Raw genomic sequence first — 23,356 nt, forward strand, 5'->3', positions numbered from 1 at the left:
TCTCATTGTTAGAGACAATCTAACAATGAAAAAGCAGCTTATACTTTTTTATCGAGCTCCCCCATCGAACTCCACTAACAACTCCCCAATCTTCCAATCACGAATAACCTCATCTGCAGCATAATCAAGCTCGGTCCTCTCCTGATTCACAATCACCAATTTAGCTCCGCTTTCCTTTGCGATAAGGGGAAATTGGTTCGCGGGTGTAACGCTTAACGAGGAACCTAGCACAATAAATAGATCTGCCCGTTCCGCTTCTTCTAAAGCCATTTGAAAAGCATATGATGGTAATGTTTCACCAAACAAGACGATAGAAGGGCGAAGAATTCCGCCACAGGAACAGTGATATTCCTTTTTAATATATTCTTTACTGTCGTATACTTTCCCGCAGGATTGGCAGTGCAGTTTTTGCAATGTGCCGTGAAGCTCGGCAACCCGTTTACTGCCTGCAAGTTGATGAAAACCATCGACATTTTGGGTGATAATCGATTGGATAACGCCGCGCTTTTCCCAATCCGCTAGAATCAGATGACCTTTATGTGGATGATACTCCTTCAAACCAAGTACGCGTTCACGATAAAATGCAATAAATTCATGTACATTATTATTTAACGCATCCGTACTAGCAATTTTACTAGGATCCTTTTTCTGCCAAAGTCCTTGGTTTGCTGAGCGGAAGTCTGGCAGTCCGCTTTCTGTTGACATCCCGGCACCCGTGAAGACAACAGAATAGCTTGCATCACGCAACCATTCTTTCAACATGAAACTCCCCCTTCGATTCATTCTAGATAGTTCCATTATACAACAGCTATTATAATTGACATCAAAAAAGGGATGTGTTATTAAATGATTAGGGATTAGCACTCCATGTCATAGAGTGCTAAAAAACTGACTGAAAAAAAGGAGATGAATAGTATGAGCAAGGTAGCATTTAAAGCAGAATCGAAGAAACTATTAGATATGGTTATCAACTCCATTTATTCACAGCGTGAGGTCTTCTTAAGAGAACTTATTTCCAATGCGAGTGACGCCATTGACAAAATCTATTACAAAGCACTGACAGACGATTCACTTTCGTTTAATAAAGATAGCTACTACATAAAAGTAGATCCAAATAAAGATACACGTACATTAAAAATTACAGATACAGGGATTGGGATGACGAAGGAAGAGCTAGAGGACAACCTTGGTGTCATTGCAAAAAGTGGTTCCCATACATTTAAAACAGAAAATGAAATCAAAGATGGCCATGATATTATCGGTCAGTTTGGTGTTGGTTTCTATGCGGCATTTATGGTAGCTGATAAAGTAACGGTGATCAGTAAGTCCATTGAAAGTGATGAAGCATTTAAATGGGAATCAACAGGTCCTGATGGCTACACCATTACCCCTGCAGAAAAAGCACAGGTTGGTACCGAAATCATTTTAGAAATTAAAGAGAATGAAGAAGAAGAGAACTATGATGAGTTTCTAGAAGAATATCGCTTGAAACAAATCATCAAAAAGTACTCCGACTTTATCCGCTATCCAATCAAAATGGATATCACAGAAAGTAAGTTAAAAGAAGGATCAGAGGACGAGTATGAAGATGTAACCCACGAACAAACAATCAATACGATGGTTCCAATTTGGAAAAAGAACAAAAGTGAACTCACTGACGAAGACTATGAGAATTTTTACAATGAAAAGCATTACGGCTATGACAAACCATTAAAGCATATTCACATTAATGTCGATGGAACGATTCGTTATAATGCGATTCTGTACATTCCAGAAAACGCACCACATAACTATTATACGAGGGAATTTGAAAAAGGACTTGAGCTCTATTCCAATGGCGTATTGATCATGGATAAATGCGCTGATCTGCTCCCAGACTATTTTAGCTTTGTGAAGGGAATGGTAGACTCCGAAGATCTATCATTGAACATTTCCAGAGAGATGCTCCAGCATGATCGCCAGCTGAAGCTGATCGCGAAAAACATGAATAAAAAAATCAAAACACAATTACAAAGTATTTTACGAGATGATCGCGAGAAATATGAGAAGTTCTATAAATCATTCGGTCAACAGCTGAAATATGGTGTATATAGTGACTTTGGTCAGAATAAAGACTTGTTACAGGATCTATTATTGTTCTATTCTTCAAAAGAGAAGAAGCTCGTCACATTAGATGAGTACGTTTCACGCATGCCAGAGGAACAAAAATATATTTACTATGCAACTGGCGAATCCAATGAGCGGATTGAAAAGCTTCCACAAACTGAACTTGTGGCAGATAAAGGCTATGAAATATTATTCTTTACCGATGAAATCGATGAATTTGCCATCCGCATGCTGATGAACTATAAAGAGAAAGAATTCAAGTCTGTATCTAGTGGTGATTTAGGTATTGAGGATGATCAAAAGGATGCAACTGAAGAAGCGCAGGAAGAAAATAAAGATCTGTTCGCATCGATGAAAGAAATTTTATCGGGCAAAGTAAAAGAAGTGCGCGCATCAAAACGATTAAAATCACATCCTGTCGTATTAACAGCAGATGGGGAAATCTCGATTGAAATGGAAAAAATAATTAATGCAATGCCAGATGACCAAAACATCAAAGCTGAAAAAGTGCTAGAGATCAATGTAAATCATGAAATTTTCCAAGCGCTGAAAAAAGCACAGGACCAAGATAAAGAAAAATTGAATTTATATACAAACCTCCTTTACAATCAAGCACTCCTCATCGAAGGACTGCCAATTAACGACCCAGTTGAATTTACGAATGATATTTGTAAAGTAATGGTGTGATACAAACAAGGTCCCTGCATGATGCAGGGGCCATGTTTGTATATTTGCTAAGAAATGAAACTCGTCCGCACGAAACTCGAAGCTAAGACACCATCCCGCGCCTCTAAAGCACCAAATTCAAAACTAAGACACCATCCCGCTCCGTTAAAGCACCAACCGCCAAACTAAGACACCATCCCGCACCACTAAAGCACCAAATTCAAAATTAAGACACCATCCCGCACCACTAAAGCACCAAATTCAAAACTAAGACACCATCCCGCACCACTAAAGCACCAAACCAAAAATTAAGGCACCATCCCGCACCGCTAACACACCAAAACTCAAACTAAGACACCCCCCGCGCCGCTATCGCACCAAGCAAAAAAACGCCAAGGACTATCCCCTGGCGTCATCTAATTAAATCTACTTCCGATACATTTTAAACTGCAAAAACAATTCATTATAATAAGCTAGATTCTGCTGTCCTAGATTCTCATAAACCTCGAGACGTTCTGTTAAATCTGGTGCTGGATAGAATCGTTCATCCTCCACCATATCTTCCGGCATGTAATTCAATGCCTCTTTATTCGGCGTAGAGTAGCTGACATATTCTGTGTTTTGCGCCGCTACTTCCGGGTCCATCATAAAGTTAATAAATTGATGCGCTGCTTCGACGTTACGGGCTGTCTTCGGAATTACGAAATTATCAAACCAGAGGTTCGAGCCTTCCTTGGGAACGACGTAATCAATATCCTCGTTTTCCCACATAATATCAGCTGCATCACCAGACCAGCCGACAGCAATAGCTGCCTCCTCGTTTTGCATGAGTAGCTTGTTTTCATCACCAACAATTGCTTTTACATTTGGCGTAAGCTCTTTTAGTTTGTCTAATGCTTCCTGCAAATGCGCAGGTTCGGTATCGTTCAATGAATAGCCTAGGCTGTTTAGCCCCATACCCATGATTTCCCTGGCGCCATCAATCAGCAAAATTTGATTATCGAATTCCGGATTCCATAAATCATTCCAGCTGGTGATCTCTGTTCCTGCTGGTAGTAATGTTGGATTAAAAACAATTCCAACTGTTCCCCAGAAGTAAGGGAGAGAATAACGATTTCCAGGGTCAAATGCTAAATCCAAAAATCGTTCATCTAAATGCTGCATGTTCGGCAACAGTGAATGATCAAGCTCGAGCAGCAGATCTTCCTCGACCATTTTTTCAACCATATATTCCGAAGGGACAGCAACATCATAGGATGTTCCGCCTTGCTGGATTTTCGTCATCATCGCTTCATTGGAATCAAATGTTTCATAAATAATCGTGATTCCTGTTTCCTCCTGAAAGCGACTAATCAATTCTTCATCAATATAATCACCCCAGTTGTACACAGTCAACGTATTGCCACTAGAAAATCCTTGGGAAGCATTTAAACGATTAATCATCACGATCAGGACGATAGAAACAATTACAATAACAAGGAATGCTCTGAAAAGATTTTTCATCTTCTAAAGTCAACTCCTTTCGCACCACTGCCACTACGTTGTGTTAAGTAGTAATACACAACAACAAGCACAATGGTTACAACAAATAAAATCGTTGAAAGCGCATTGATGTTCAAGGAAATCCCTCTTCGTGCTAACGAGTAAATCTCAACAGAAAGCGTTGTGAACCCATTTCCTGTTACGAAAAATGTAACTGCAAAGTCATCCAATGAATACGTTAATGCCATAAAGAATCCGGCAAAGATGCCCGGTGCAATATACGGCAGAATCACCTTCGTTAACACATTCCATTGACTTGCCCCGAGATCACGTGCAGCATCAATTAGTGTTGGACTCATTTCCATAAGTTTAGGCAGAACGAGCAGTACAACAATCGGAATGCTGAATGCAATATGGGACAGCAGCACGGAGTAAAAGCCTAGCTGAATTCCTGCCATCGTAAATAAAATAAGGAAGGAAGCACCGATAATAACATCAGGGCTGACAACCAAAATATTATTCAATGCAAGCAACGTATTTTTCGTTTGTCGTCTTTTATATGCGTGAATGCCAATTGCTCCCAAAACCCCAATCACAGTGGAAATCAATGCAGATAATAATGCGATTACTAATGTATTTAAAACAATAATAAGCAGCCTCGTATCATGAAGCAATTCTTTATACCAATCCAATGTAAAGCCTTCAAACCCACTCATTGTACCGCCACTATTGAACGAATAAAAAATCAAATAGAAGATCGGTGCATATAGGATGAAAAAGATAATAACCAAAAAGATATTCGAGGCAAAGGATGATTTTCTCTCCATATTACACACCTCGCTTTCTAAATCCTGTTAAGCCCATAAAAAGGAACATAATGAGGATTAAAAATACGGCAATGGTTGAACCCATTCCCCAATCCTGTGTAACCAGAAATTGCTGTTCGATTGCTGTGCCTAGAGTGATCACACGGTTTCCTGCAATCAATCGTGTCAGCATAAATAGGGATAGAGCCGGAATGAATACAACTTGGATGCCTGACTTCACCCCGTCAATCGTTAACGGGAAGATTACTCTACGGAATGTTGTCCATCCAGAAGCCCCTAAATCCTTTGCTGCATATAGCAAACTCGGATTTAAGTTATCCAATGCATTAAAAATCGGCAAAATCATAAATGGAATGAAAATATATACTGAAACAAATACAAAACTGAAATCGGTAAACAATAGCTGTCTTGAGCCAATACCAACCCATTCCAGAAAATTATTGGCTGCACCATAGGCTCCGAATATCCCAATAAATGCATAGGCTTTTAACAATAGGTTAATCCATGACGGGACTATGATTAATAATAACCAAAGCTGTTTATGCTTTGTTCGCGTAAGTAAATATGCTGTCGGATAAGCTACCAATAAGGAGATAGCCGTAATAAGAAACGCATACCAAAACGAGCTTAACGTCATCTGTAAATAAACAGGGGTAAAGAAATTTTTATAATTCACTAGTGAAAAATTACCTTCAATATCAAAAAAGGAATAATACAAAACAAGAAAAATTGGTGCAATAACAAACAAAATGATCCAGAGTGCATACGGGATCATATACAAATTGCGCGTGCCTTTATTTTCCATCAGCTTCCCCCTCCGAATACGAATCTAAACGGCGGTCAAAGTCTTCTTCCGTTTCGTTAAAGCGCATGACGTGAATAGCCTCTGGCTCAAATTGAAGCCCGATTTTATCCCCAACTGTTGCCTTTTTCGTTGATTGGACAAGCCATTCATTGCCTTCTTGGTCAAGTCCGGTGATTTCATAATGCACCCCGCGGAAAAGTTGTGAGTGTACCTCGATTTGCAGCATGCCATCTTCAAACGATGTAATCTGTAAATCCTCTGGACGAATCACGACTTCAACCGGCTCATTAGGGTTCATTCCTTGGTCAACACATTCGAAATTCCCGCCACCGAATGAGACAAGGAAGTCTTCAATCATGGTTGCTTTTACGATATTGGACTCTCCAATAAAGTCGGCAACAAATCGATTGATTGGTTCATCATAAATATCGTTAGGTGTACCACTTTGCTGAATTCTTCCTTTATTAATAACAAAGATTTCATCAGACATGGCAAGCGCTTCTTCCTGGTCATGTGTGACAAAAATAAACGTAATCCCAAGGCGGCGCTGCAGCTCACGCAATTCGTACTGCATTTGATAACGAAGCTTTAAGTCGAGTGCAGACAACGGCTCATCAAGCAGAATAACCTCTGGTTCATTGACAATAGCCCGGGCGATTGCAACACGTTGGCGCTGACCGCCAGACATCTCTTTAATTTCCCGATCCTCATAACCGGAAAGGTTCACGAAGCTTAAAGCTTCTTTTACTTTGGCTGCAATTTCCGATTTTTTCATTTTTTTAATACGCAGTCCAAAAGCGACATTTTCAAAAACATTTAAATGAGGAAAAAGGGCGTAATCCTGAAACACGGTATTTACTTGACGTTTGTTAGCTGGAATATGGTTAATCTTTTTCCCGTTAAAATAAATATCACCTGAAGTTGCTTCTGTAAAACCAGCAATCAAGCGAAGTATTGTTGTTTTACCGCAGCCAGAGGGACCAAGCAACGTATAAAATTTCCCTCTTTCTATCTCAAAGCTGACTCGATCCAATACAGGGGGATCCTGGTCATATTGCTTTGTAACATTATGAAATTGAATAATAGCAGAATTCGTCATAGCAATCTCCTTTATATAAAAATGACATGATGCAGTTGATTTGATGGAATTTGAAACGTTTGTTAATCGACAAGATTAGCGTTTAGGTGAACAGGGTATAGAAGTCTAAAGGTTTATTGCCTTATCGTGAATCCAGTAGGTTTAACGGCGCTTCTGCCTTTACGTTTTTGTTCACTTTTTCTCAGATTCGAGATAATTATACATGAAAAGTAAAAAAAAGAAATTACTTTTTTTCATTGAATAAAACGTCTCTATCACGAGGATGTTAAGTGATAGAATCCAACGTCATAAAATGGACAAATTTATAAATAAAAGTGACACGTTGTCATGAAAATTATTGACACATGACATTGTGTCATTTAAAATAAAAATTGAACAACATGACATGATGTCACAAGGGAGAAGTATGGAGGAAGGAAATGCCTAAACTTACATTTTTTAATCTACCGGAGATGAAGCGGAACAAATTAATCAGAGCAGCCGAAGCAGAGTTTTCAAGAGTTCCATTGTCTCAAGCCTCCATTTCAAACATTGTAAAAGCTGCAGAGATTCCGCGGGGAAGTTTTTATCAATACTTCGAGAATAAAGAGGATGCATATTATTTTTTATTGGAGGAGCAGTGGAATAAAAGGCAGGATAAATTTATTGCTTCGTTGAATAAGTATAATGGGGATATTTTTGAAGCATTCAAAGAGCTATTCCAGCTCATGCTTGAGGAAAAGAAGACAGAGGATGGCTACAATTTTTTAAAGAATGCTCTACTGAATGTGACACATGAAATTGAGGATGTATTCACAAGGATTTTTGATGAAAAGCAAATCGATACCAACAGATTGAAGGAAATAACGCCACTCATCAACAAAGAATGTTTGAATATATCTGGTGAAGATGAGTTCTATCATATTATTCAGATCATTACGTCGGTCACATTCCGCAATTTAGTGGAAAAGTATTCGCGGAATATGTCCAAGGAAGAAGCCCTGGAGAACTTCATTATTGAAATGAATTTGCTTAAAAAGGGTTTATACAAGTAATTTACCGTACACAACGAGGAATACATGTACTGAAAACTACAGAAAATGGGGTATGATAAATGACAGTTACAATTTATGGAGCTGCATGTTCGTCGACAAGGAAAGCAAAGCAATGGTTTTCAAGGCAAGGGATTCATTACAAGGAAAGAAATGTGATAAAGGATCCGCTCACTGTTCATGAATTGCAAAGCATTTTACGGATGACAGTTGAAGGCACGGATGAAATTATTTCCACACGATCAAAGGTTTATAAGGATTTAAATCTGGATATTGAATCTTTACCATTACAAGAACTATTAGAGCTTATTCAGAAGCACCCTCGATTATTAAGAAGTCCGATCATGGTGGATGATAAGCGATTACAGGTTGGCTACCATGAGGATGATATACGTCAGTTTCTACCAAGAAAAACCCGTGAATACCAGTGGTTGCAATGGAGAATGGACCATCTTCAGTTAGCAAAAGGGTAACATTTCCATATGAAGGGCAGGGGTGGCTTTTGTGAGTTTGATTGCAAAACAGACCTATTGTAAGGTAATACGTGAAGTGAATAGTTTAGAACAAAAAGATACGGAACAAACACGCACGATGTATTTGTATGATGACAGGGTTGTCACACAGTACAGGGAATTTAAGATACATGATGTGCTGGATATTTCCTATCGATTTATAGGCGATGATGGAGGGTTGCTCTATTTGCATACCATTAATGGAGTATATCCTTATATCGTCAAATCCTCTCCGAAAGCTTTTGTCGAAGCATTCAAGGAATTTCGAAAAACATTATAATACATATACCACCTTTGAACATCACCTCTTTTTAAGTAAGTTAACCGCAAGCGTTCTTGGTAAGTAGAAGTATACATCTACCTGCTTCCATAATTACAAGCAACTCAATAAATACCTACCTTTAAAAATCTAATACACAAAAAAACAGCTGTTCTAAAAGATGAATAGTTGTTTTTTTACTTAAACATATTCTTCCATTATTACGTAAGCTTTACCTTCTTTTAAGAAATGTTTTTCCGTTTCTTGTAATCCAAATTTTTTATAAAAAGCTACCTTATCCTTTCTTGCATTACACCAAATCTTCTTAATTCCGAAATGCTTTGCCTCCTCGAGAACATAGGATAACAATGCACTTCCGTGTCCATTACCTTGTTCCCGTTGAATTGTAGCAAATTTACGAAATTGGCATTCTCCATTTTTTATAAAAAGTGAAATCACAGAAGTAAGTTTGTTGTTCTTAAAAAGACCTAAATGGATACCTGTATCATCATTATCTAATTGAATGAAGTCAAAGGGCTTATCTGGCCACATGACTTTATGTCTTATCTCCCATGCCTTTTCCTTCTCTATTTTTGTAATGTAGATTTTCATGATAACCTCCAAAGTCGTAACGAGAATATTAGTGGTATGGCAAGAAGTACTGTCGTTCCTTATAACTTGATTTTATCTCTTTTAGCGGGCGATTAGCAATCATCGAAGGATGAAATTGTTCCGTTTCCTATTCCCTGCACCACTAGTTGTTGGTTTGATCGGCTCATCACTACGCTTTTAACTTACTAGTTCCTAACAGGGCATTTGTGCATAGACTAATACAGGAATAAATAAGGGGTGTAAATGAATGGGACTATACATTAATGATAGAAACCATAAGAACATGTATAAAGGCCGTGACAAACTCCAAGGACAAAACCAAACACTTTTCGTACAAAATCATGTATCGGAAATGGTAAAGGAGCAGCAACGAATCAACGGGAAGCTTGCTCGTACACTTCTTGGAATTAAAACAATGTATGAACAGCAGTATGATGAGAGTGAAAATAAATGGACGCAAATAGAAGCGCAACTACAGGAGTTACGGCATTTTAATGCGCATCATGAACAGATGGAAAAACAGGTTGTAAGCTATTTGAAGCAGTTGGAAAAAGACAATATGAAACTACGCGAACTAATCGAAGCAGATCAATTATCCGAACAAGAAGTAAGAGAACAATGGAACCAGATTAATTCCTCCTATGAAGAAATTGCTAATCAGCTTGAAACGGTTGCCAAGGCAAATGAACAACTATCATCGAAAATCGATAATCAAGCTAATTTCCAAGATCAATTGTCAAAGCAGCTATCTGTTCAAGATGAGTCGACTAAGAGGATGGATAGCGGTTTGAAAAAACAGCAAGCATTGTCCGAAAAAATTGCCAGGGCAAATGAACAACTATCATCGAAAATTGATAAACAATCCAATTTTCAAAATCAATTAACTGAACAACTATCTGCTCAAGGCGAGTTGACAAAGCAGATAGAGAAGCGCATCGTAAATCAAGAGGCGTGGACGAAAAAGGCAAATGAAGAGCTATCATTGAAAGCAGATAAACAATCCAATTACCAAGATCAGCTGTCCAAACAATTATCTGCTCATGGAACGTCAATGAAGCAAATAGAGAAGCAACTGGAAAATCAGAAAACAATGACCGAAAAGGTTGCGGAGTCAAATGAACAGCTAACCTTAAAAGTAGATAAACAAACCGATATCCAAGAACAATTGGCAGAACAACTATCCGCTCAAGTCGAGTCGAACAAAAAGGTAGAGGAGCTAATGGGAAATCAGGAAGCATTGACTAAAAAGCTTGCAAAGGCAAATGGGCAGCTAACCTTAAAAGTAGATAAGCAAACTGACTTTCAACAGCAGTTGTCAGAACAATTATCTGCTCAAGATGAGTCGAATAAAAAGATAGAGGAGCGCATGGAAAGTCAGGAAGATTTGGTGAAAAAAATTGCGAAGGCAAATGGGAAGCTGGCATTGAAAGTGGATAAACAAACCGACTATCAAGAACAGCTGTCGGAGCAGCTATCTGCGCAAGGCGAGTCGACGAAGCAAATAGAGAAACGGATGGAAAGTCAGGAGGCATTAACGGAAAAGGTTGTCAGGCAAATGGGCGATTTTCGGAGTGTTTTATTCGAACGTACTAATTATTTATCGGAGAAAATAGAGGAGACGTATAGCTATATTCTTAGTCAGCTAACGGATTGTGACCAAATCCACTCGAACTTTTTGCTGTACGAAAGCCAGAAGCAGAAAGAGAAGAGCAAATAGAAACAGGGGCTGGTATATGCCATTGCATATACAGCCCCTGTTTTTGTAAACCTTTAGAAAATTATTCTTTACACTTTCTTTATACTTTTCTGGACTTATTCTTTATACTTGCAGCTTATTCTAAATGTATCAACATGGAAAGGAAGATTATGTGTGGCAGAAATTATTCTTAAAGCGGCAAATATCTCAAAAATATATGGTAAACACAAGGTCCTTGATAATGTATCGATTAAAATCAAACGTGGAATGATCTATGGATTAATCGGTGAAAATGGTGCAGGGAAATCCACTTTCATGCGTGCTGTGATGGGATTAATTGCGATTGACGGTGGAGACATCGAGCTGTTTGGTGAAACGAGTACGAAAGGATTACAGCATGCGAGAAGGAAGATGGGGCAATCGATTGAAATGCCAGCACTATACCCTGATTTGTCAGCTCGGGAGAATCTGCAGGTGCAAGCGGCAAATGGTGGCGTCGGTGAACGAGAGATTGCTGATTTACTTCGTCTAATGAACTTGGAGCATACAGGGAAAAAGAAAACAAAGCACTTTTCGCTAGGGATGAGGCAACGTTTAGCAATTGCGTCGACATTAATAACTAATCCCGAATTCTTAATCTTGGACGAACCGACAAATGGCTTAGACCCATCTGGTATTGTTGAAATGCGAGATATGATTCAACGATTGGTGACAGAACGTGGAATTACAGTATTGCTTTCGAGTCATTTGCTGGATGAGCTTTCCCAAATTGCTACACATTACGGTATTTTACATGAGGGGAAAATTATAAATGAACTATCCAAGGAAGATCTAGCACGGGTTGCACGGCAATACATTGAAGTAGAAACAACGGAAGTGGAAAAAGCAGTCGTTGTACTTGATGAAATGGGAATCCAGGACTATGAAGTGATCAATGGAATCGAAATTCATATTTATGAGCGCTTGGACGAGGCTGCTGCAATCAATCGTGCATTGGTTTTAGAGAATGTAAGAGTTTCCAGAATTGGAACAACAAGACAAAAACTAGAAGATTATTTCTTGCAATTAACTGGAGGAACAAAGAATGTTTAATCTTTTAACAGCTGAAAAAATAAAAATGCGTCGGAGCAAAAAATTATGGATCGCCTTAGCTATCTTATTTATTCTTCCTATTATACAAGTAATAAATAGCCAGCTAACCGTTCACCATGGGACAGAGCTCGTTCAGGTGATTGATACAGTCATTAATGGAGCGACAGGAATCCTAATGATGAAAAAGAATGGATTTACGATTTTATTGGTGCTAATTGTGTTTATTAGCTTATTTATCGGGGAAGAATTTCAGAATGGAACGATTCGTAATACACTGTCCTTAGGACGAAGTCGCGTACATTATTATGTATCAAAATTCCTCGCAGCAGCAATTTTTGCCTTTGTTGGTGTACTTGGAATGACAATGCTTGGAATAGCTAGCTATACAGTTGTATTTGGCTTTGGTGAAGTTGATGGAATTACGAATTATATTCGTTATGCCATTCAATCCTTTAGTGTGCTTTATCTATTAATTTTGGCGAATGTATCGATTTATGTCCTGATCAGCTTTCTAACAAAAAATAGTAGCATCTCGATTGTGTGGAGTTTTCTTTACACGATTGCCACTGGATTTCTCCCAGAAATTTTTCAGCACACAGAAAACTTTGGTCATGTCACATTCTGGTTTACAGAGACATTTTTATTCTACTTTTATTTTGTGAGCCCGGCAGATATCGCCGAGATCCCAGGGATGATTGTAGTGAGTATTATTACCATTGTGTTATCATCAGGATTAGGAATCCTTCTGTTTAAACGAACTGACATAAAGTGAAACTATATCACGAGATAGAACCAGGAGGCTAAGGGCTGTTATTCGTCCTCCACGTTTTTTTCTTGCTTGTGCTTAGAAGTGGCGTGTCAGAGCCCGTAATGCATAATAAAGTAGGTCGATAGGATGGCAACAATATTAATTATTGAGGATGATCATGCAATTCATTCGCTGATTAAAGAGGCATTGACACTGCAAGGCTTTAAAACCTTAAGTGCATATTCAGGCACAGAAGGGAAATTATTACTGGAACAAAGTCAACTAGATGTTATCTTGTTAGATTTAATGCTGCCTGGGATGGATGGAGAAGTTTTTCTGCAGGATCTTCGGAAGGATAGCATGATACCGGTGATTGTGATTTCGGCTAAGAATGACCAAGCTTCGAAATTGGATATTTTGACGAATGGTGCGGATGATTACATTACAAAACCTTTTGATGTGAAGGAGCTGCTCCTACGTATTCATATTCAATTACGCCATGCTGCAAAGGCTGTATCCAACGAAATGAAAGAAATCCTGTATCAGGATATTCGAGTGAATTTAGATACTCGCGAAGTGAAAGTCAATGATCAGCTGGTCCATTTAACGGGACGCGAATACGCGATTCTGCTCTTATTCCTGGAGAATCCGAAAAAAGTATTCAGTCGTGCCAATATATATGAAAGTATTTGGAATGAACCGTTTTTTAATAGTGATAAAACGATTAATATGCATATAAGTAATTTACGAAATAAATTAAACCAAGCTGATACAAACTATATTCAAACAGTATGGGGTATTGGATTCAAATTTGATTAACGAAAGGAGCGTGAATGTGATGTGGGGATGGGTTTTTGCCTTCTTTGCATTTGTGCTCCTTCTTTATGTTTACTTTTTAAAGCGAGAACTTCGAAAGTTGAAGCGGGAGGTTAAAGAGCTTCCGAATCGTTCAAGTTTTGGCGGAAGGCTTTCAATTGATTTTCGTGATGAGGTATTGCTTGACTTGATTGAGGCGCTGAATCAGATGATCGATGCTTTTGAGAAAAAAAATCAACAAGCAAAGCAAATGGAAGAGAGTGTCAAGCTGACCATCGCTGGGCTTTCCCATGACCTCAGGACTCCGCTAACATCGATTAACGGCTATGTCCAGTTATTGCAAGAGACGACGGATGAAACGAAGCGGCTGCATTATATATCAATTGTTAAACAGTCTGTTGAGCGTTTAATGGAAATGACTGATCATTTCTATGACTTGGCCCGCATTGAAACCAATCAAAAGGAAATAGTGTTTTCTTCCATAACATTATCTAATTTGGTGGAGGAAGTTGTCTTATCCTTTTATGAACAATTGGAGCAAAAACAAATAGAAATCGATTTTTCGGCACAACAGCACAACTACCAAATTATTGCCGACGAGTTCATGTTAGTACGAGTTATCCAAAATGTCGTTCAAAATATAATTCGTTATGCCAAAAGCAAAGCAGTAATCAGCTACGAGAAACAAGGGGGCGATATCATGTTCAGCATTAAAAATGATATTAAACCAGATAGTAAAGTGGCGGTAGAAAAAGTATTTATGCGTTTTTATACAGAAGTTGCAAGCAGAACGAATGCGGAAGCCAGTGGATTAGGGCTATACCTCTCTAAAAATCTGGTTGAAAAAATGGATGGGAAAATGGATGCGGCGTTGCATGGAGAGTGGTTCATCATTCATATTAGACTGCCTATGAATAGAAGTCAGCTTTGATGTTTTTAGTTAACATGCTGCAATGGGAGCTAAATTAGAAAAGGCTAGTAAAAAAAGGTGAGACAGCTTTGATTAAATTGCCTCACCTTTTTATGTTTGTTATTGTCTTTCGGTTTCCTTTTCCAGCTTATGAATCCGAACAGATGCAATAATCAGTGCTCCTATTAGAAATAAGCCAAGATAGCCGATAAGTGGATAGAAGTAGCTGACAAGATCTGTAAATCCAAAAAAGCTTAATAAATAGGCAATTACTAGAGTGACAACAAGGAAAGCTTTAAATTTCGGCGTTCCTATTTCGACAAACCGTGCGCCGAATGAGAAGAACATGCTTGCTGCTGTATTAAAGATCATACCGAATAAAACAATTGCCATGAAAAAGCCTAATGCTGGAGATACTTGATTAGCAAGCTGCAGCATTGGCATTTCATAACCTTGTACAAGGTCAATTTTTGAGAAAATCGCAAGGTGGCTTAAAATAATAAGAACCCCGATTCCTAATCCGCCAACAAGTCCTCCAAGAGCTGCCGTTTTTTCATTACGCTGGGCCCCGCCCATTACAAGCGACATCGAAGCGCCAACCGCGATATTAAACGAAACGTAGTTAATTGCGGAGATAAACCAGTTTGGTAGTGTCGTCGGTTGCTCCATTGCAATCGAATTAAGATTGGTAAATGTATTATCCATTGATAGTACACTATAGATCGACAGGATAATGACGATTAGAATTAGAAACGGTGTAATACTGCCAATAATCGCTACGAATCGATTTACCTTTGCCATTCCTGCAATAAGCACGAGAATAGTCATCAGGCTTGTCCCGACAAAATATGGGAATTCAAATTGCTGATTTAAATTTGAACCAGCACCTGCAATCATAACGACTCCTACACCGAACAGTGTGAATATAATGATGTAGTCAATGACAACTCCAAGATAACGTCCGCTAATTTTGTAAATAGCATCCCGATGAGAGGTCGTCTGCATTCGGCTGCCAATTTGCATTAAAACCATGCCCAGGTAGGCGAATAACGCACTTGCAATCACGGCCCCAATAATACCAAGGAGACCAAAGCTCGTGAAGTACTGTAAAATCTCCTGCCCAGAAGCAAAGCCAGCACCAACAATGACGCCTATGAAAGCACTGCCGAGCTGCAAAATTTTCTTCATACTATTCTCTCCCATCTATTTCCTATCCATGTTGTCCTTGTATCCCTTTTCAAAATAGAAGAAGTACTTAGAAATCCAGATCAGTCTAACTGTGATACGTGAAATCTCTATGGCATAGCTTTTAGTGATCTTCTTTCTATAAGTTTCAGGGAGAAATATAATTAGTATAGCATAATTTTTTGTGAATTCACCTTTTTCAATGGTAAAATGAATCTATTGTCACATGCAATGTAATTTATAGATGAAAATGAGAAAGAAGGTATCTTTATGATACATAAAAGTTATCGTGATACATGGACAGAAATATCTTTGGACGCGATTGAGGCGAATGTACAATCCTTCAGAAGACATATTGGAACTAGCAAGTTTATGGCAGTCGTTAAGGCGGACGGTTATGGACATGGAGCGGTGCAGGTTGCGACAGCTGCGACAGATGCTGGTGCCGACTACTTAGGCGTTGCGCTTTTAGATGAAGCGCTCCACTTGCGGGAAGCGGGAATTGATGTCCCGATTCTTGTGCTGGGTTATACTGCTCCACACGCAGTAGAAGAGGCGGTGAAGCACGACATTACCCTTACCGTTTTCTCGGATGAATCAATCAAGGAAATGGAACGCGCTGCAAATGTATGGAATAAACAAGCGAAGGTGCATTTGAAAATAGATAGTGGCATGAATCGCATTGGGGTTCGTGATCAAAACGAGGCGCTTCAAATTTGTAAGTCTTTTAACGACTCTAAAGTTATACTAGAGGGGATTTTTACACACTTTGCCGACGCTGATAACCCAGATTCTGCTTATACGTATCAGCAATATAAAAATTTTACATCATTGGTTGACTACCTGAACCAACATCAAATCGAAATTCCGTTAAAGCATTGTTGTAATAGTGCTGCAACGATTGCGTATCCTGAGATGCATTTGGATATGGTACGTGTCGGTATTAGCTTGTATGGACTTTATCCGAGTGGGCATTTGCGAGCAACAATTCATTTAAAGCAGGCGATGAGCTTAAAAACAAAGCCTGCCATGATAAAAGAGGTACAATCCGGTCATTCGATTAGCTATGGATGCACCTACACACCAGATGCTACATCTGTAATTGCGACATTACCAATCGGCTATGCGGATGGACTTTCCAGGCAACTTTCAAATAAGGGGGAAATGATGGTTAAAGGATTGCGAGTACCGATTGTTGGTAGAATATGTATGGATCAAACGATGATTGATGTCACTGCTGTTGAACAGATTAGCAAAGCAGATACTGTTACCATTTTTGGCGATCCTGAGGATGGTTATATTTCACTCGATGAAGTAGCAGAGCATATGCAAACGATTCATTACGAAACGGTTTGCTTAATTGGAAAGCGTGTTCCAAGGGTATATGTAAAAGGTGCTGACAATTAATTACGAAGGATGCTCCAGAAGGCATCCTTCGTAGTGATAAAGGTCATTTACCTAATTGTATCTCATCAAGGCCTGCCAATTCTACGGATTGTTCATGATTCATATTATCGAGCGGAAAAACAGTGGCTGTCTCCTGATTAGCATCCAATGATTGAATATATACCGGAATACCTCGGAAGTTCACGTTGACCATTTCAATCGACTCCAAAATTTCCAATGCACGTTGTCTATTCATGATATCCTCCTTTGCTTGGCAAGTTGCAAAGTTTATATCTTTCCTAATTGCTAAGGCCTTTGCCTAAAAGCTTAAGAAGAACCAGCTTCTAACAGTGTTATTTTCTGTTGGTTTTGAGATGGTTATACGAGGCAATTTTTAGACCTGGTGCATGACAGAACTGTTATAGACATTCCAATCTAAAGTTGTTACTATTTAGAAAAGAAAAGATGCTGGAATGCTTGTTTCCCATAAACTTTTGACTTAGGAAAGGTGTAAGATGAAACCATTTACTGCAAACGTAATTGCAATTATCAACCAAATACCAGAAGGAAGGGTCATGACTTACGGACAGATTGCGAAAGCAGCAGGAAGTCCACGGGCTGCCCGTCAGGTTGTGCGAATTTTACATTCAATGAGTAGAAAGCATCGCCTTCCTTGGCATCGTGTCATCAACGCGAAGGGGCAAATCGCTATTCAAGATGAATTTGGAGCATTGGAGCAGAAATCGCAGCTGGAAGTAGAAGGTGTTGAGGTCAGCCGTAAGGGAGAGGTGGATTTGGAACGATATCAATTTCATGTGAGTACCGAGATAGATATGTTATAGAAAATTCGGGAACAAATACATATTCAATTTTAAAAATTAAAGTTATACTATAGATAAGTCTTACTGTTACTAAAAGATAGGTACTAATATTATCATGATAGATAAGTGATCTAAACGTATTACAATAAATTTTAGGAAAAGGATGGTCGAGATGGAGTTTAGCATGCATGAAAATGGTTTCGAATCTGAATTTGATTTTGGAAAACTAACAATATCGGGCAAGGATGAGTTTGGGTTTAGACCATACGCATTACTAGTATCCTCCATAGCTGGTTGCAGTGGCGGGGTTTTGAAGCAAGTGCTTACGAAAATGCGCATTGCTTTTGATAATATTGCGATTACTGCGGATGTGAAACGAAATCCAGATATAGCAAATCGTGTCGAAGAAATTAAATTGCACTTTACCATTTTCGGTAAGGATCTTCCTGAAAAAAAGGTGGAAAAAGCGTTAGAGCTAAGTTCAAAAAACTGTTCGATGGTTCAATCCGTAAAAGGGAGTATTAACGTTATCGAGACCTTTGAAATAAAGGAATAACTAATTGTTCGATTAAGTCTGGAGGGAAAGAAGGAGGCAGTTTTTTATTGATAACGAAATCCCTTGTTAAAAAGATTCTAAAGCTGGCCGCTGTCATTGCGGTCATCATTTTCGTTTACATATATTTCTCAGCATTTTTACCAGTATTATTAGCATTATTGACTGCACTCATGTTTGAGCCTTTTGTAAGATGGCTGAAGCTGAAGATGAAAGTAAGGAAAAGGGTTCTCCCAGTTACCATTACCTTTACCCTGTTTATTGCTATCTCCAGTTTGCTGGTCTATATCACATTAACCCGTGTGGTGGAAACAATTTATAATTTTACATTGCAAATTCCTACCTATGCATTTCAGGTACAGCGGTTTATCAATGATGTCATTATCCGTTTTAATGAGCTAATTGAAGATATACCAATCGCTCATGTTGTTATTCGGGAGCTTGAGAACCAATCCAATAGTGTAGTGGAAACAGCTTTGGATGTTACATCCTATTTATTAACAATTCTCGGCTCGTGGATTCAATCTGTCCCAAATCTTATCTTTGTGTCATTGATTTATTTGATGACGCTATTCTTATTCAGCTTGGACTTGCCTCGTTTAAAACGGTTATTTTACAATTTATTCAATCGAGATACATCGGAAAAGCTGCGTTTCGTTAACCAACGACTAGGAAAGGTTTTCCTTGGTTACTGGAAAGCCCAATTTATCCTAAGTATTGGTGTTTTCGTCATTACGTATGCAAGTCTTTTGTTTATTTCACCCGGTGCAGCATTAATAATGTCTGTCATCATTTGGCTAGTCGATATTATTCCATTATATGTTGGACCAGCGCTTGTGCTGATTCCATGGGGACTTTTGGCCATGATGCTCGGAAATGTTGGAGCAGGAATCCAACTTATATTGCTTGCTCTTATCATAACCATTTTAAGGCGTATCATTGAGCCGAAAGTATTAGGTGATTCTATAGGACTTGCGGCACTCCCGACTGTGCTTTCTATGTATTTTGGTTTTGTGTTTTTCGGTGTGATGGGGCTAATCCTCGGGCCGTTCGTTTATATAGCGATTCTTTCTGCAAAAGAATCAGGCTTGTTTGATTTAGGCTTAAGCAAAAAAGATGAAGAAATAATTTGATTGGCAAGGCTGTTACGATTAAGTAACAGCCTTTTTATATGCAAATGGTGAAGAAGCGGCACAGAAGTAAATAATTACATTATAATAAGAATGAAGGAACATGCGGATGTTTATTTCCTAAGCATCAAATTGTATTTCGAAAAAGCAAGTCGGTATAATAGGACGTGAGTTGTATTCATAACATACGAGAACTAAAAACAGCTGATCGCTTCATGATGAAGGGATAGTCTGATTATATGTGATATAGATGATTTTTGAGAAAGGGGGATCACAATGAAGGTTTTGGGGATTTCTGGGTCAATCGTTGGCTCCAAAACGCGAATTGCTGTTGAAAATATATTAAACCGGATAAACGAACAGTATGAGGATATCGAAATTGAACTTATTGATTTGAAGCAATATAACCTCGTATTTAGCGATGGAAGGGATTATCGTGATTATACAGGGGATACAAAGTTAGTATTAGAAAAAATAATGGAAGCGGATGGCTATATTATCGGGACACCAACATTCCAAGCATCTATTCCAGGTACATTAAAAAACCTGTTTGATTTGCTTCCAATGGATGCATTTCGGGAAAAAGTTGTCGGTCTCGTATCGACAGCTGGATCAGCAAAACATTATTTAGTGGCTGAACAGCAGTTGAAGCCAATCTTGAATTATATGCAAGCAATGGTTATCCCGAAATATGTATTTATTGAAGAAAAGCATTATCATAAACAAGCAATTATAGATGATGAAATTGTTTTTAGGCTTAACCGATTGGCAGATGATGTTGTCTTTTTTCTTCGGACAGCAGTGCAAATGAAAGCATCTGAAGAATCCGCATACCCATTCTAATAATCAAACAGGTTCCTGCAAAGCTGCAGTGCCTGTTTTTTCTTTTTATAAATAAGGTAAGCAAATAATTTTACGGTTACTTTTTATAACTATATAATAAAAAAGAATTAAATGTGTTGCAATAAGTAAAAAACGATGGTATAGTATAAGTAATTCAAGTATGTTGAATTAAAATTAATTGAAGAATGTAAAACATTTAGGGGGAAATAGAATGTTAAAAATAGGTATTATTCAAGGTAGTGTACGTCAAGGACGTAACGGAGATGCAGTTGCAAAGTGGATGCATGATTTTGCAACAAAACGTAATGACGATGTAACTTATGAAATCGTAGACTTAGCTGAATATAAATTGCCATTCCTTGGTGAAGAACTTCCAGCAGAAAGACAGGCAGAAGCAGAAACTGCAATTAAAGCATGGTCCGAAAAAATCGCTTCATTCGATGGTTATATTTTCGTAACTCCAGAGTACAACCATGCAATTGGTGGCGCATTGAAAAATGCATTGGATTTCTTAAACCCAGAAGTGAACAACAAAGCAGCTGGTTTCGTTGGATATGGTAGCTTAGGCGGTACACGTGCACACGAAAACCTTCGTCTAATCCTTGGTGAACTACAAGTTGCAGATGTGCGTACTGCAGTAACGTTCTCACTAATGACTGACTTTGAAAACATGAGCGTATTCAAACCTGCTGACTTCCATGCAGATAATGCAAACGGAATGCTTGATCAAGTAATCGCTTGGAGCAGTGCTTTAAAAACAGTTCGCAATTAATAAAAAGTAAATTTTAAGAAGTAAAAAAGATACCGTATAAATAGAGAAAAGGTATTGGGTATCATTGGACTAATAATGGGCAGCTACCCCTGAATAACTATGTTTACATAGTGCTAGGCATGGGTTACTGCCTCTTCCTTTTAAAGGGTCAATTTAAACTTAGATAACGGACAGGAAAGGTTGTGAACATACAATGGGATTTTTTGATAAATTATTCGGTAGATCAAAGCAAACAGCAGCACCAGTACCAAAAGAGAAATTGAAAATCGCTATTGTGCAAGGTAGTGTGCGCCAAGGCCGTAATGGGGAATCAGTTGCTAACTGGATGTACGACTTTGCAACAAAACGAAATGCCGACGATGTCACATATGAAATTGTAGACTTAGGAGCATATAAATTGCCATTCCTTGGTGAAGAACTTCCAGCAGAAAGACAGGCAGAAGCAGAAGCTGCGGTTAAAGCTTGGTCTGAAAAAATCGCTGCATTTGATGGTTACATTTTCGTAGCACCAGAATACAACCATGCAATTGGTGGGGCATTGAAAAATGCATTAGATTATTTAAACCCAGAAGTAAACAATAAAGTAGCAGGTTTCGTTGGATACGGTAGCTTAGGTGGGGCGCGTGCACATGAAAACCTTCGTCTAATCCTTGGTGAGCTGCAAGTTGCAGACGTACGTACTGCAGTAACATTCTCGCTAATGACTGACTTTGAAAACATGAGCGAATTCAAACCTGCGGATTACCATGCAGACAATGCAAACGCGATGCTTGACCAAGTAATCGCTTGGAGCAAGGCATTTAAGAAAATTAGATAATTGAAAGAAGGGTTGTCATTTATGGCAGCCTTTTTCTTTTTCGAACAATAATAGAAGGCTTCACATTTCGTTATGCAAAATGTAATGCTGTTCAGTTGAGATGTGTAGTATGGCATAGTAGAATAAGAAGGCAGAAGAGGGGTGGGAAAGAAAAGTGGAAATGAAACATTTACAGTATTTTATTGAAGTCACGCGTGCTGGCAGTTTTACGCATGCCGCAGAAAAATTATATATGACACAGCCTGCAATTAGCAGAATTATAAAATCGTTAGAAGATGAACTGGAAGCCTCGCTTTTCATTCGTTCACGAAAAAAACTATCTCTAACAGATGCTGGAAAAATTCTCTATGAGCACGCTCAAGTGATGGAAAAGCAGTTCCAAGCGTTACGACTTGAGTTGGAAAGCCTTTCGTTCCTAAAAAAAGGCCATATTCGTATTGGCTTGCCCTCGATTATCGATTCCGTTTTCTTCTCTAAATTAATCGCATCTTTTCATAAAGAATATCCAGATATTACGTTTCAATTAATAGAGGATGGATCAAAGCGAATAGAAGAAAAAGTGATGAATGATCACTTGGATTTTGGCGTTGTCTTCCTGCCTACCCGCCACAACTTTTTTGATTGCTATTCGTTGGGAGAGGAAGATTTAAAGCTCATCGTACCCGCCGACCATGAGCTTGTAAATCGGCAAGAGGTCGCAATTGCTGAATTAAAAGAAGAAGATTTTATTATGTTTAATAAAGATTTTGCACTGCATGATCATATATATTCGGCTTGCAGAAAGTCTGGCTTTGAACCGAGAATTATTTCGGAGACCTCACAGATGGACTTTATAGAGGAAATGGTAGCTTCAAATCTTGGAATAACCTTATTACCAGAAAGTACGATTAAAGGCTTAAAACGTGACGTAAAAGAAATAAAACTGTCCCATCCGACAATTAAGTGGCACTTAGCAATGATTTGGAAAAAGAATCAAGCATTATCACCTGTCAAACTTGAATTTATCCGATTTGCAAAAGTGAATCTGAACAATACATAAGACCTCCTTTTAGGTGAGTCTTTTTTATTTGTTTATCTAAAGCGTTTACAAACACTTTTGTTATGAATAGCATCGGATTTCGGCATTGTACTTTGGTTATCGGGGCGTTATACAATAGAACCTGTACATAACAATGTATCTACATCAGA

At 38.5% G+C, this 23,356-nt stretch carries 25 protein-coding genes; 17 read left to right on the forward strand and 8 right to left on the reverse strand.

The window, feature by feature from the left end; all coding sequences use genetic code 11:
- Nucleotides 1-48: 48 nt before the first annotated feature.
- Nucleotides 49-762 (reverse strand): NAD-dependent deacylase, encoded by a 714-nt coding sequence (locus NYE61_RS15400; RefSeq protein WP_303446955.1) that lies wholly within the window; start codon nt 760-762, stop codon nt 49-51.
- Between the two features lie 153 nt (nt 763-915).
- On the opposite strand from NYE61_RS15400, the gene htpG reads away from it, so the two are divergent.
- Nucleotides 916-2,793, forward strand: a complete 1,878-nt coding sequence (gene htpG, locus NYE61_RS15405) for a molecular chaperone HtpG (protein WP_303446954.1) — start codon at nt 916-918, stop codon at nt 2,791-2,793.
- A 405-nt stretch (nt 2,794-3,198) separates the two neighbouring features.
- Here htpG and NYE61_RS15410 read toward each other — a convergent pair whose 3' ends face one another.
- Genes NYE61_RS15410 through NYE61_RS15425 form a run of 4 tightly spaced genes read right to left on the reverse strand, consistent with a single transcriptional unit; the run spans nt 3,199 to nt 6,985 of the window.
- Complete coding sequence (locus NYE61_RS15410; protein WP_303446953.1) at nt 3,199-4,275, reverse strand: ABC transporter substrate-binding protein; 1,077 nt, start codon at nt 4,273-4,275, stop codon at nt 3,199-3,201.
- On the reverse strand, nt 4,272-5,081 hold the full coding sequence (locus tag NYE61_RS15415; protein ID WP_095310555.1) for an ABC transporter permease: 810 nt from the start codon (nt 5,079-5,081) through the stop codon (nt 4,272-4,274). The genes NYE61_RS15410 and NYE61_RS15415 overlap by 4 nt, the downstream gene beginning before the upstream one ends.
- Nucleotide 5,082: 1 nt before the next feature.
- Complete coding sequence (locus NYE61_RS15420; protein WP_303446952.1) at nt 5,083-5,886, reverse strand: ABC transporter permease; 804 nt, start codon at nt 5,884-5,886, stop codon at nt 5,083-5,085.
- Nucleotides 5,876-6,985 (reverse strand): ABC transporter ATP-binding protein, encoded by a 1,110-nt coding sequence (locus tag NYE61_RS15425; protein WP_095310559.1) that lies wholly within the window; start codon nt 6,983-6,985, stop codon nt 5,876-5,878. Before NYE61_RS15425 ends, NYE61_RS15420 begins: the two co-directional genes overlap by 11 nt.
- A 419-nt stretch (nt 6,986-7,404) precedes the next feature.
- Between NYE61_RS15425 and NYE61_RS15430 the strand changes: the two genes are divergently transcribed.
- From NYE61_RS15430 to NYE61_RS15440, 3 genes are read left to right on the forward strand one after another with little or no spacing between them, the layout of a single operon-like run.
- The gene (locus NYE61_RS15430) at nt 7,405-8,019 is read left to right on the forward strand and encodes a TetR/AcrR family transcriptional regulator (protein ID WP_095310562.1); all 615 of its coding nucleotides are present in this window, start codon (nt 7,405-7,407) and stop codon (nt 8,017-8,019) included.
- 59 nt (nt 8,020-8,078) lie between these two features.
- On the forward strand, nt 8,079-8,489 hold the full coding sequence (locus NYE61_RS15435; protein ID WP_095310565.1) for a Spx/MgsR family RNA polymerase-binding regulatory protein: 411 nt from the start codon (nt 8,079-8,081) through the stop codon (nt 8,487-8,489).
- Between the two features lie 31 nt (nt 8,490-8,520).
- Nucleotides 8,521-8,808, forward strand: coding sequence for a hypothetical protein (locus tag NYE61_RS15440; protein ID WP_095310567.1), 288 nt, complete (start codon nt 8,521-8,523; stop codon nt 8,806-8,808).
- 180 nt (nt 8,809-8,988) lie between these two features.
- On the opposite strand, the gene NYE61_RS15445 is transcribed toward NYE61_RS15440, so the two are convergent.
- A complete protein-coding gene (locus NYE61_RS15445) occupies nt 8,989-9,399 on the reverse strand; it encodes a GNAT family N-acetyltransferase (RefSeq protein ID WP_303446948.1) in 411 nt (136 codons plus the stop codon).
- Between the two features lie 247 nt (nt 9,400-9,646).
- Between NYE61_RS15445 and NYE61_RS15450 the strand changes: the two genes are divergently transcribed.
- The 5 genes from NYE61_RS15450 to NYE61_RS15470 all read left to right on the forward strand — a co-directional run bounded on the left by NYE61_RS15450 (nt 9,647) and on the right by NYE61_RS15470 (nt 14,682).
- On the forward strand, nt 9,647-11,116 hold the full coding sequence (locus tag NYE61_RS15450; RefSeq protein WP_339315956.1) for a hypothetical protein: 1,470 nt from the start codon (nt 9,647-9,649) through the stop codon (nt 11,114-11,116).
- Between the two features lie 153 nt (nt 11,117-11,269).
- Nucleotides 11,270-12,187: an ATP-binding cassette domain-containing protein gene (locus NYE61_RS15455; RefSeq protein ID WP_303446946.1), complete on the forward strand. Its 918-nt coding sequence runs from the start codon at nt 11,270-11,272 to the stop codon at nt 12,185-12,187.
- Nucleotides 12,180-12,959 carry an ABC transporter permease gene (locus NYE61_RS15460; protein WP_303446945.1) on the forward strand — a complete coding sequence of 260 codons (780 nt, stop codon included), beginning with the start codon at nt 12,180-12,182 and terminating at the stop codon, nt 12,957-12,959. Before NYE61_RS15455 ends, NYE61_RS15460 begins: the two co-directional genes overlap by 8 nt.
- A gap of 123 nt (nt 12,960-13,082) precedes the next feature.
- Nucleotides 13,083-13,754 carry a response regulator transcription factor gene (locus NYE61_RS15465; RefSeq protein ID WP_095310576.1) on the forward strand — a complete coding sequence of 224 codons (672 nt, stop codon included), beginning with the start codon at nt 13,083-13,085 and terminating at the stop codon, nt 13,752-13,754.
- A 19-nt stretch (nt 13,755-13,773) separates the two neighbouring features.
- The gene (locus tag NYE61_RS15470; protein ID WP_303447154.1) at nt 13,774-14,682 is read left to right on the forward strand and encodes a HAMP domain-containing sensor histidine kinase; all 909 of its coding nucleotides are present in this window, start codon (nt 13,774-13,776) and stop codon (nt 14,680-14,682) included.
- Between the two features lie 99 nt (nt 14,683-14,781).
- Here NYE61_RS15470 and NYE61_RS15475 read toward each other — a convergent pair whose 3' ends face one another.
- On the reverse strand, nt 14,782-15,849 hold the full coding sequence (locus tag NYE61_RS15475; RefSeq protein ID WP_095310580.1) for a hypothetical protein: 1,068 nt from the start codon (nt 15,847-15,849) through the stop codon (nt 14,782-14,784).
- A gap of 267 nt (nt 15,850-16,116) precedes the next feature.
- On the opposite strand from NYE61_RS15475, the gene alr reads away from it, so the two are divergent.
- Nucleotides 16,117-17,253, forward strand: coding sequence for an alanine racemase (gene alr / locus NYE61_RS15480; protein WP_095310582.1), 1,137 nt, complete (start codon nt 16,117-16,119; stop codon nt 17,251-17,253).
- Between the two features lie 43 nt (nt 17,254-17,296).
- Here the strand turns inward: alr and NYE61_RS15485 are convergent, their stop codons facing one another.
- Entirely contained in the window at nt 17,297-17,488 is a 192-nt protein-coding gene (locus tag NYE61_RS15485; protein ID WP_095310584.1) for an H-type small acid-soluble spore protein, read from the reverse strand.
- A 259-nt stretch (nt 17,489-17,747) separates the two neighbouring features.
- Between NYE61_RS15485 and NYE61_RS15490 the strand changes: the two genes are divergently transcribed.
- The 7 genes from NYE61_RS15490 to NYE61_RS15520 all read left to right on the forward strand — a co-directional run bounded on the left by NYE61_RS15490 (nt 17,748) and on the right by NYE61_RS15520 (nt 23,207).
- Nucleotides 17,748-18,074, forward strand: coding sequence for an MGMT family protein (locus tag NYE61_RS15490; protein WP_095310586.1), 327 nt, complete (start codon nt 17,748-17,750; stop codon nt 18,072-18,074).
- A gap of 151 nt (nt 18,075-18,225) precedes the next feature.
- Complete coding sequence (locus NYE61_RS15495) at nt 18,226-18,609, forward strand: OsmC family protein (protein ID WP_095310588.1); 384 nt, start codon at nt 18,226-18,228, stop codon at nt 18,607-18,609.
- 47 nt (nt 18,610-18,656) lie between these two features.
- Nucleotides 18,657-19,739, forward strand: coding sequence for a sporulation integral membrane protein YtvI (gene ytvI, locus NYE61_RS15500; RefSeq protein ID WP_240033696.1), 1,083 nt, complete (start codon nt 18,657-18,659; stop codon nt 19,737-19,739).
- Nucleotides 19,740-20,012: 273 nt separating this feature from the next.
- A complete protein-coding gene (locus NYE61_RS15505; RefSeq protein WP_095310590.1) occupies nt 20,013-20,579 on the forward strand; it encodes an NADPH-dependent FMN reductase in 567 nt (188 codons plus the stop codon).
- 211 nt (nt 20,580-20,790) lie between these two features.
- Entirely contained in the window at nt 20,791-21,351 is a 561-nt protein-coding gene (locus NYE61_RS15510; RefSeq protein ID WP_095310592.1) for an NADPH-dependent FMN reductase, read from the forward strand.
- A 193-nt stretch (nt 21,352-21,544) separates the two neighbouring features.
- Nucleotides 21,545-22,168: an NAD(P)H-dependent oxidoreductase gene (locus NYE61_RS15515; protein WP_303446944.1), complete on the forward strand. Its 624-nt coding sequence runs from the start codon at nt 21,545-21,547 to the stop codon at nt 22,166-22,168.
- Nucleotides 22,169-22,322: 154 nt separating this feature from the next.
- Nucleotides 22,323-23,207, forward strand: coding sequence for a LysR family transcriptional regulator (locus tag NYE61_RS15520; RefSeq protein ID WP_168927268.1), 885 nt, complete (start codon nt 22,323-22,325; stop codon nt 23,205-23,207).
- Nucleotides 23,208-23,356 lie beyond the last annotated feature (149 nt).

Origin of the sequence: Oceanobacillus sp. FSL W7-1304, from assembly GCF_037969805.1 — a bacterium.
Taxonomy (GTDB): domain Bacteria; phylum Bacillota; class Bacilli; order Bacillales; family Amphibacillaceae; genus Oceanobacillus; species Oceanobacillus profundus.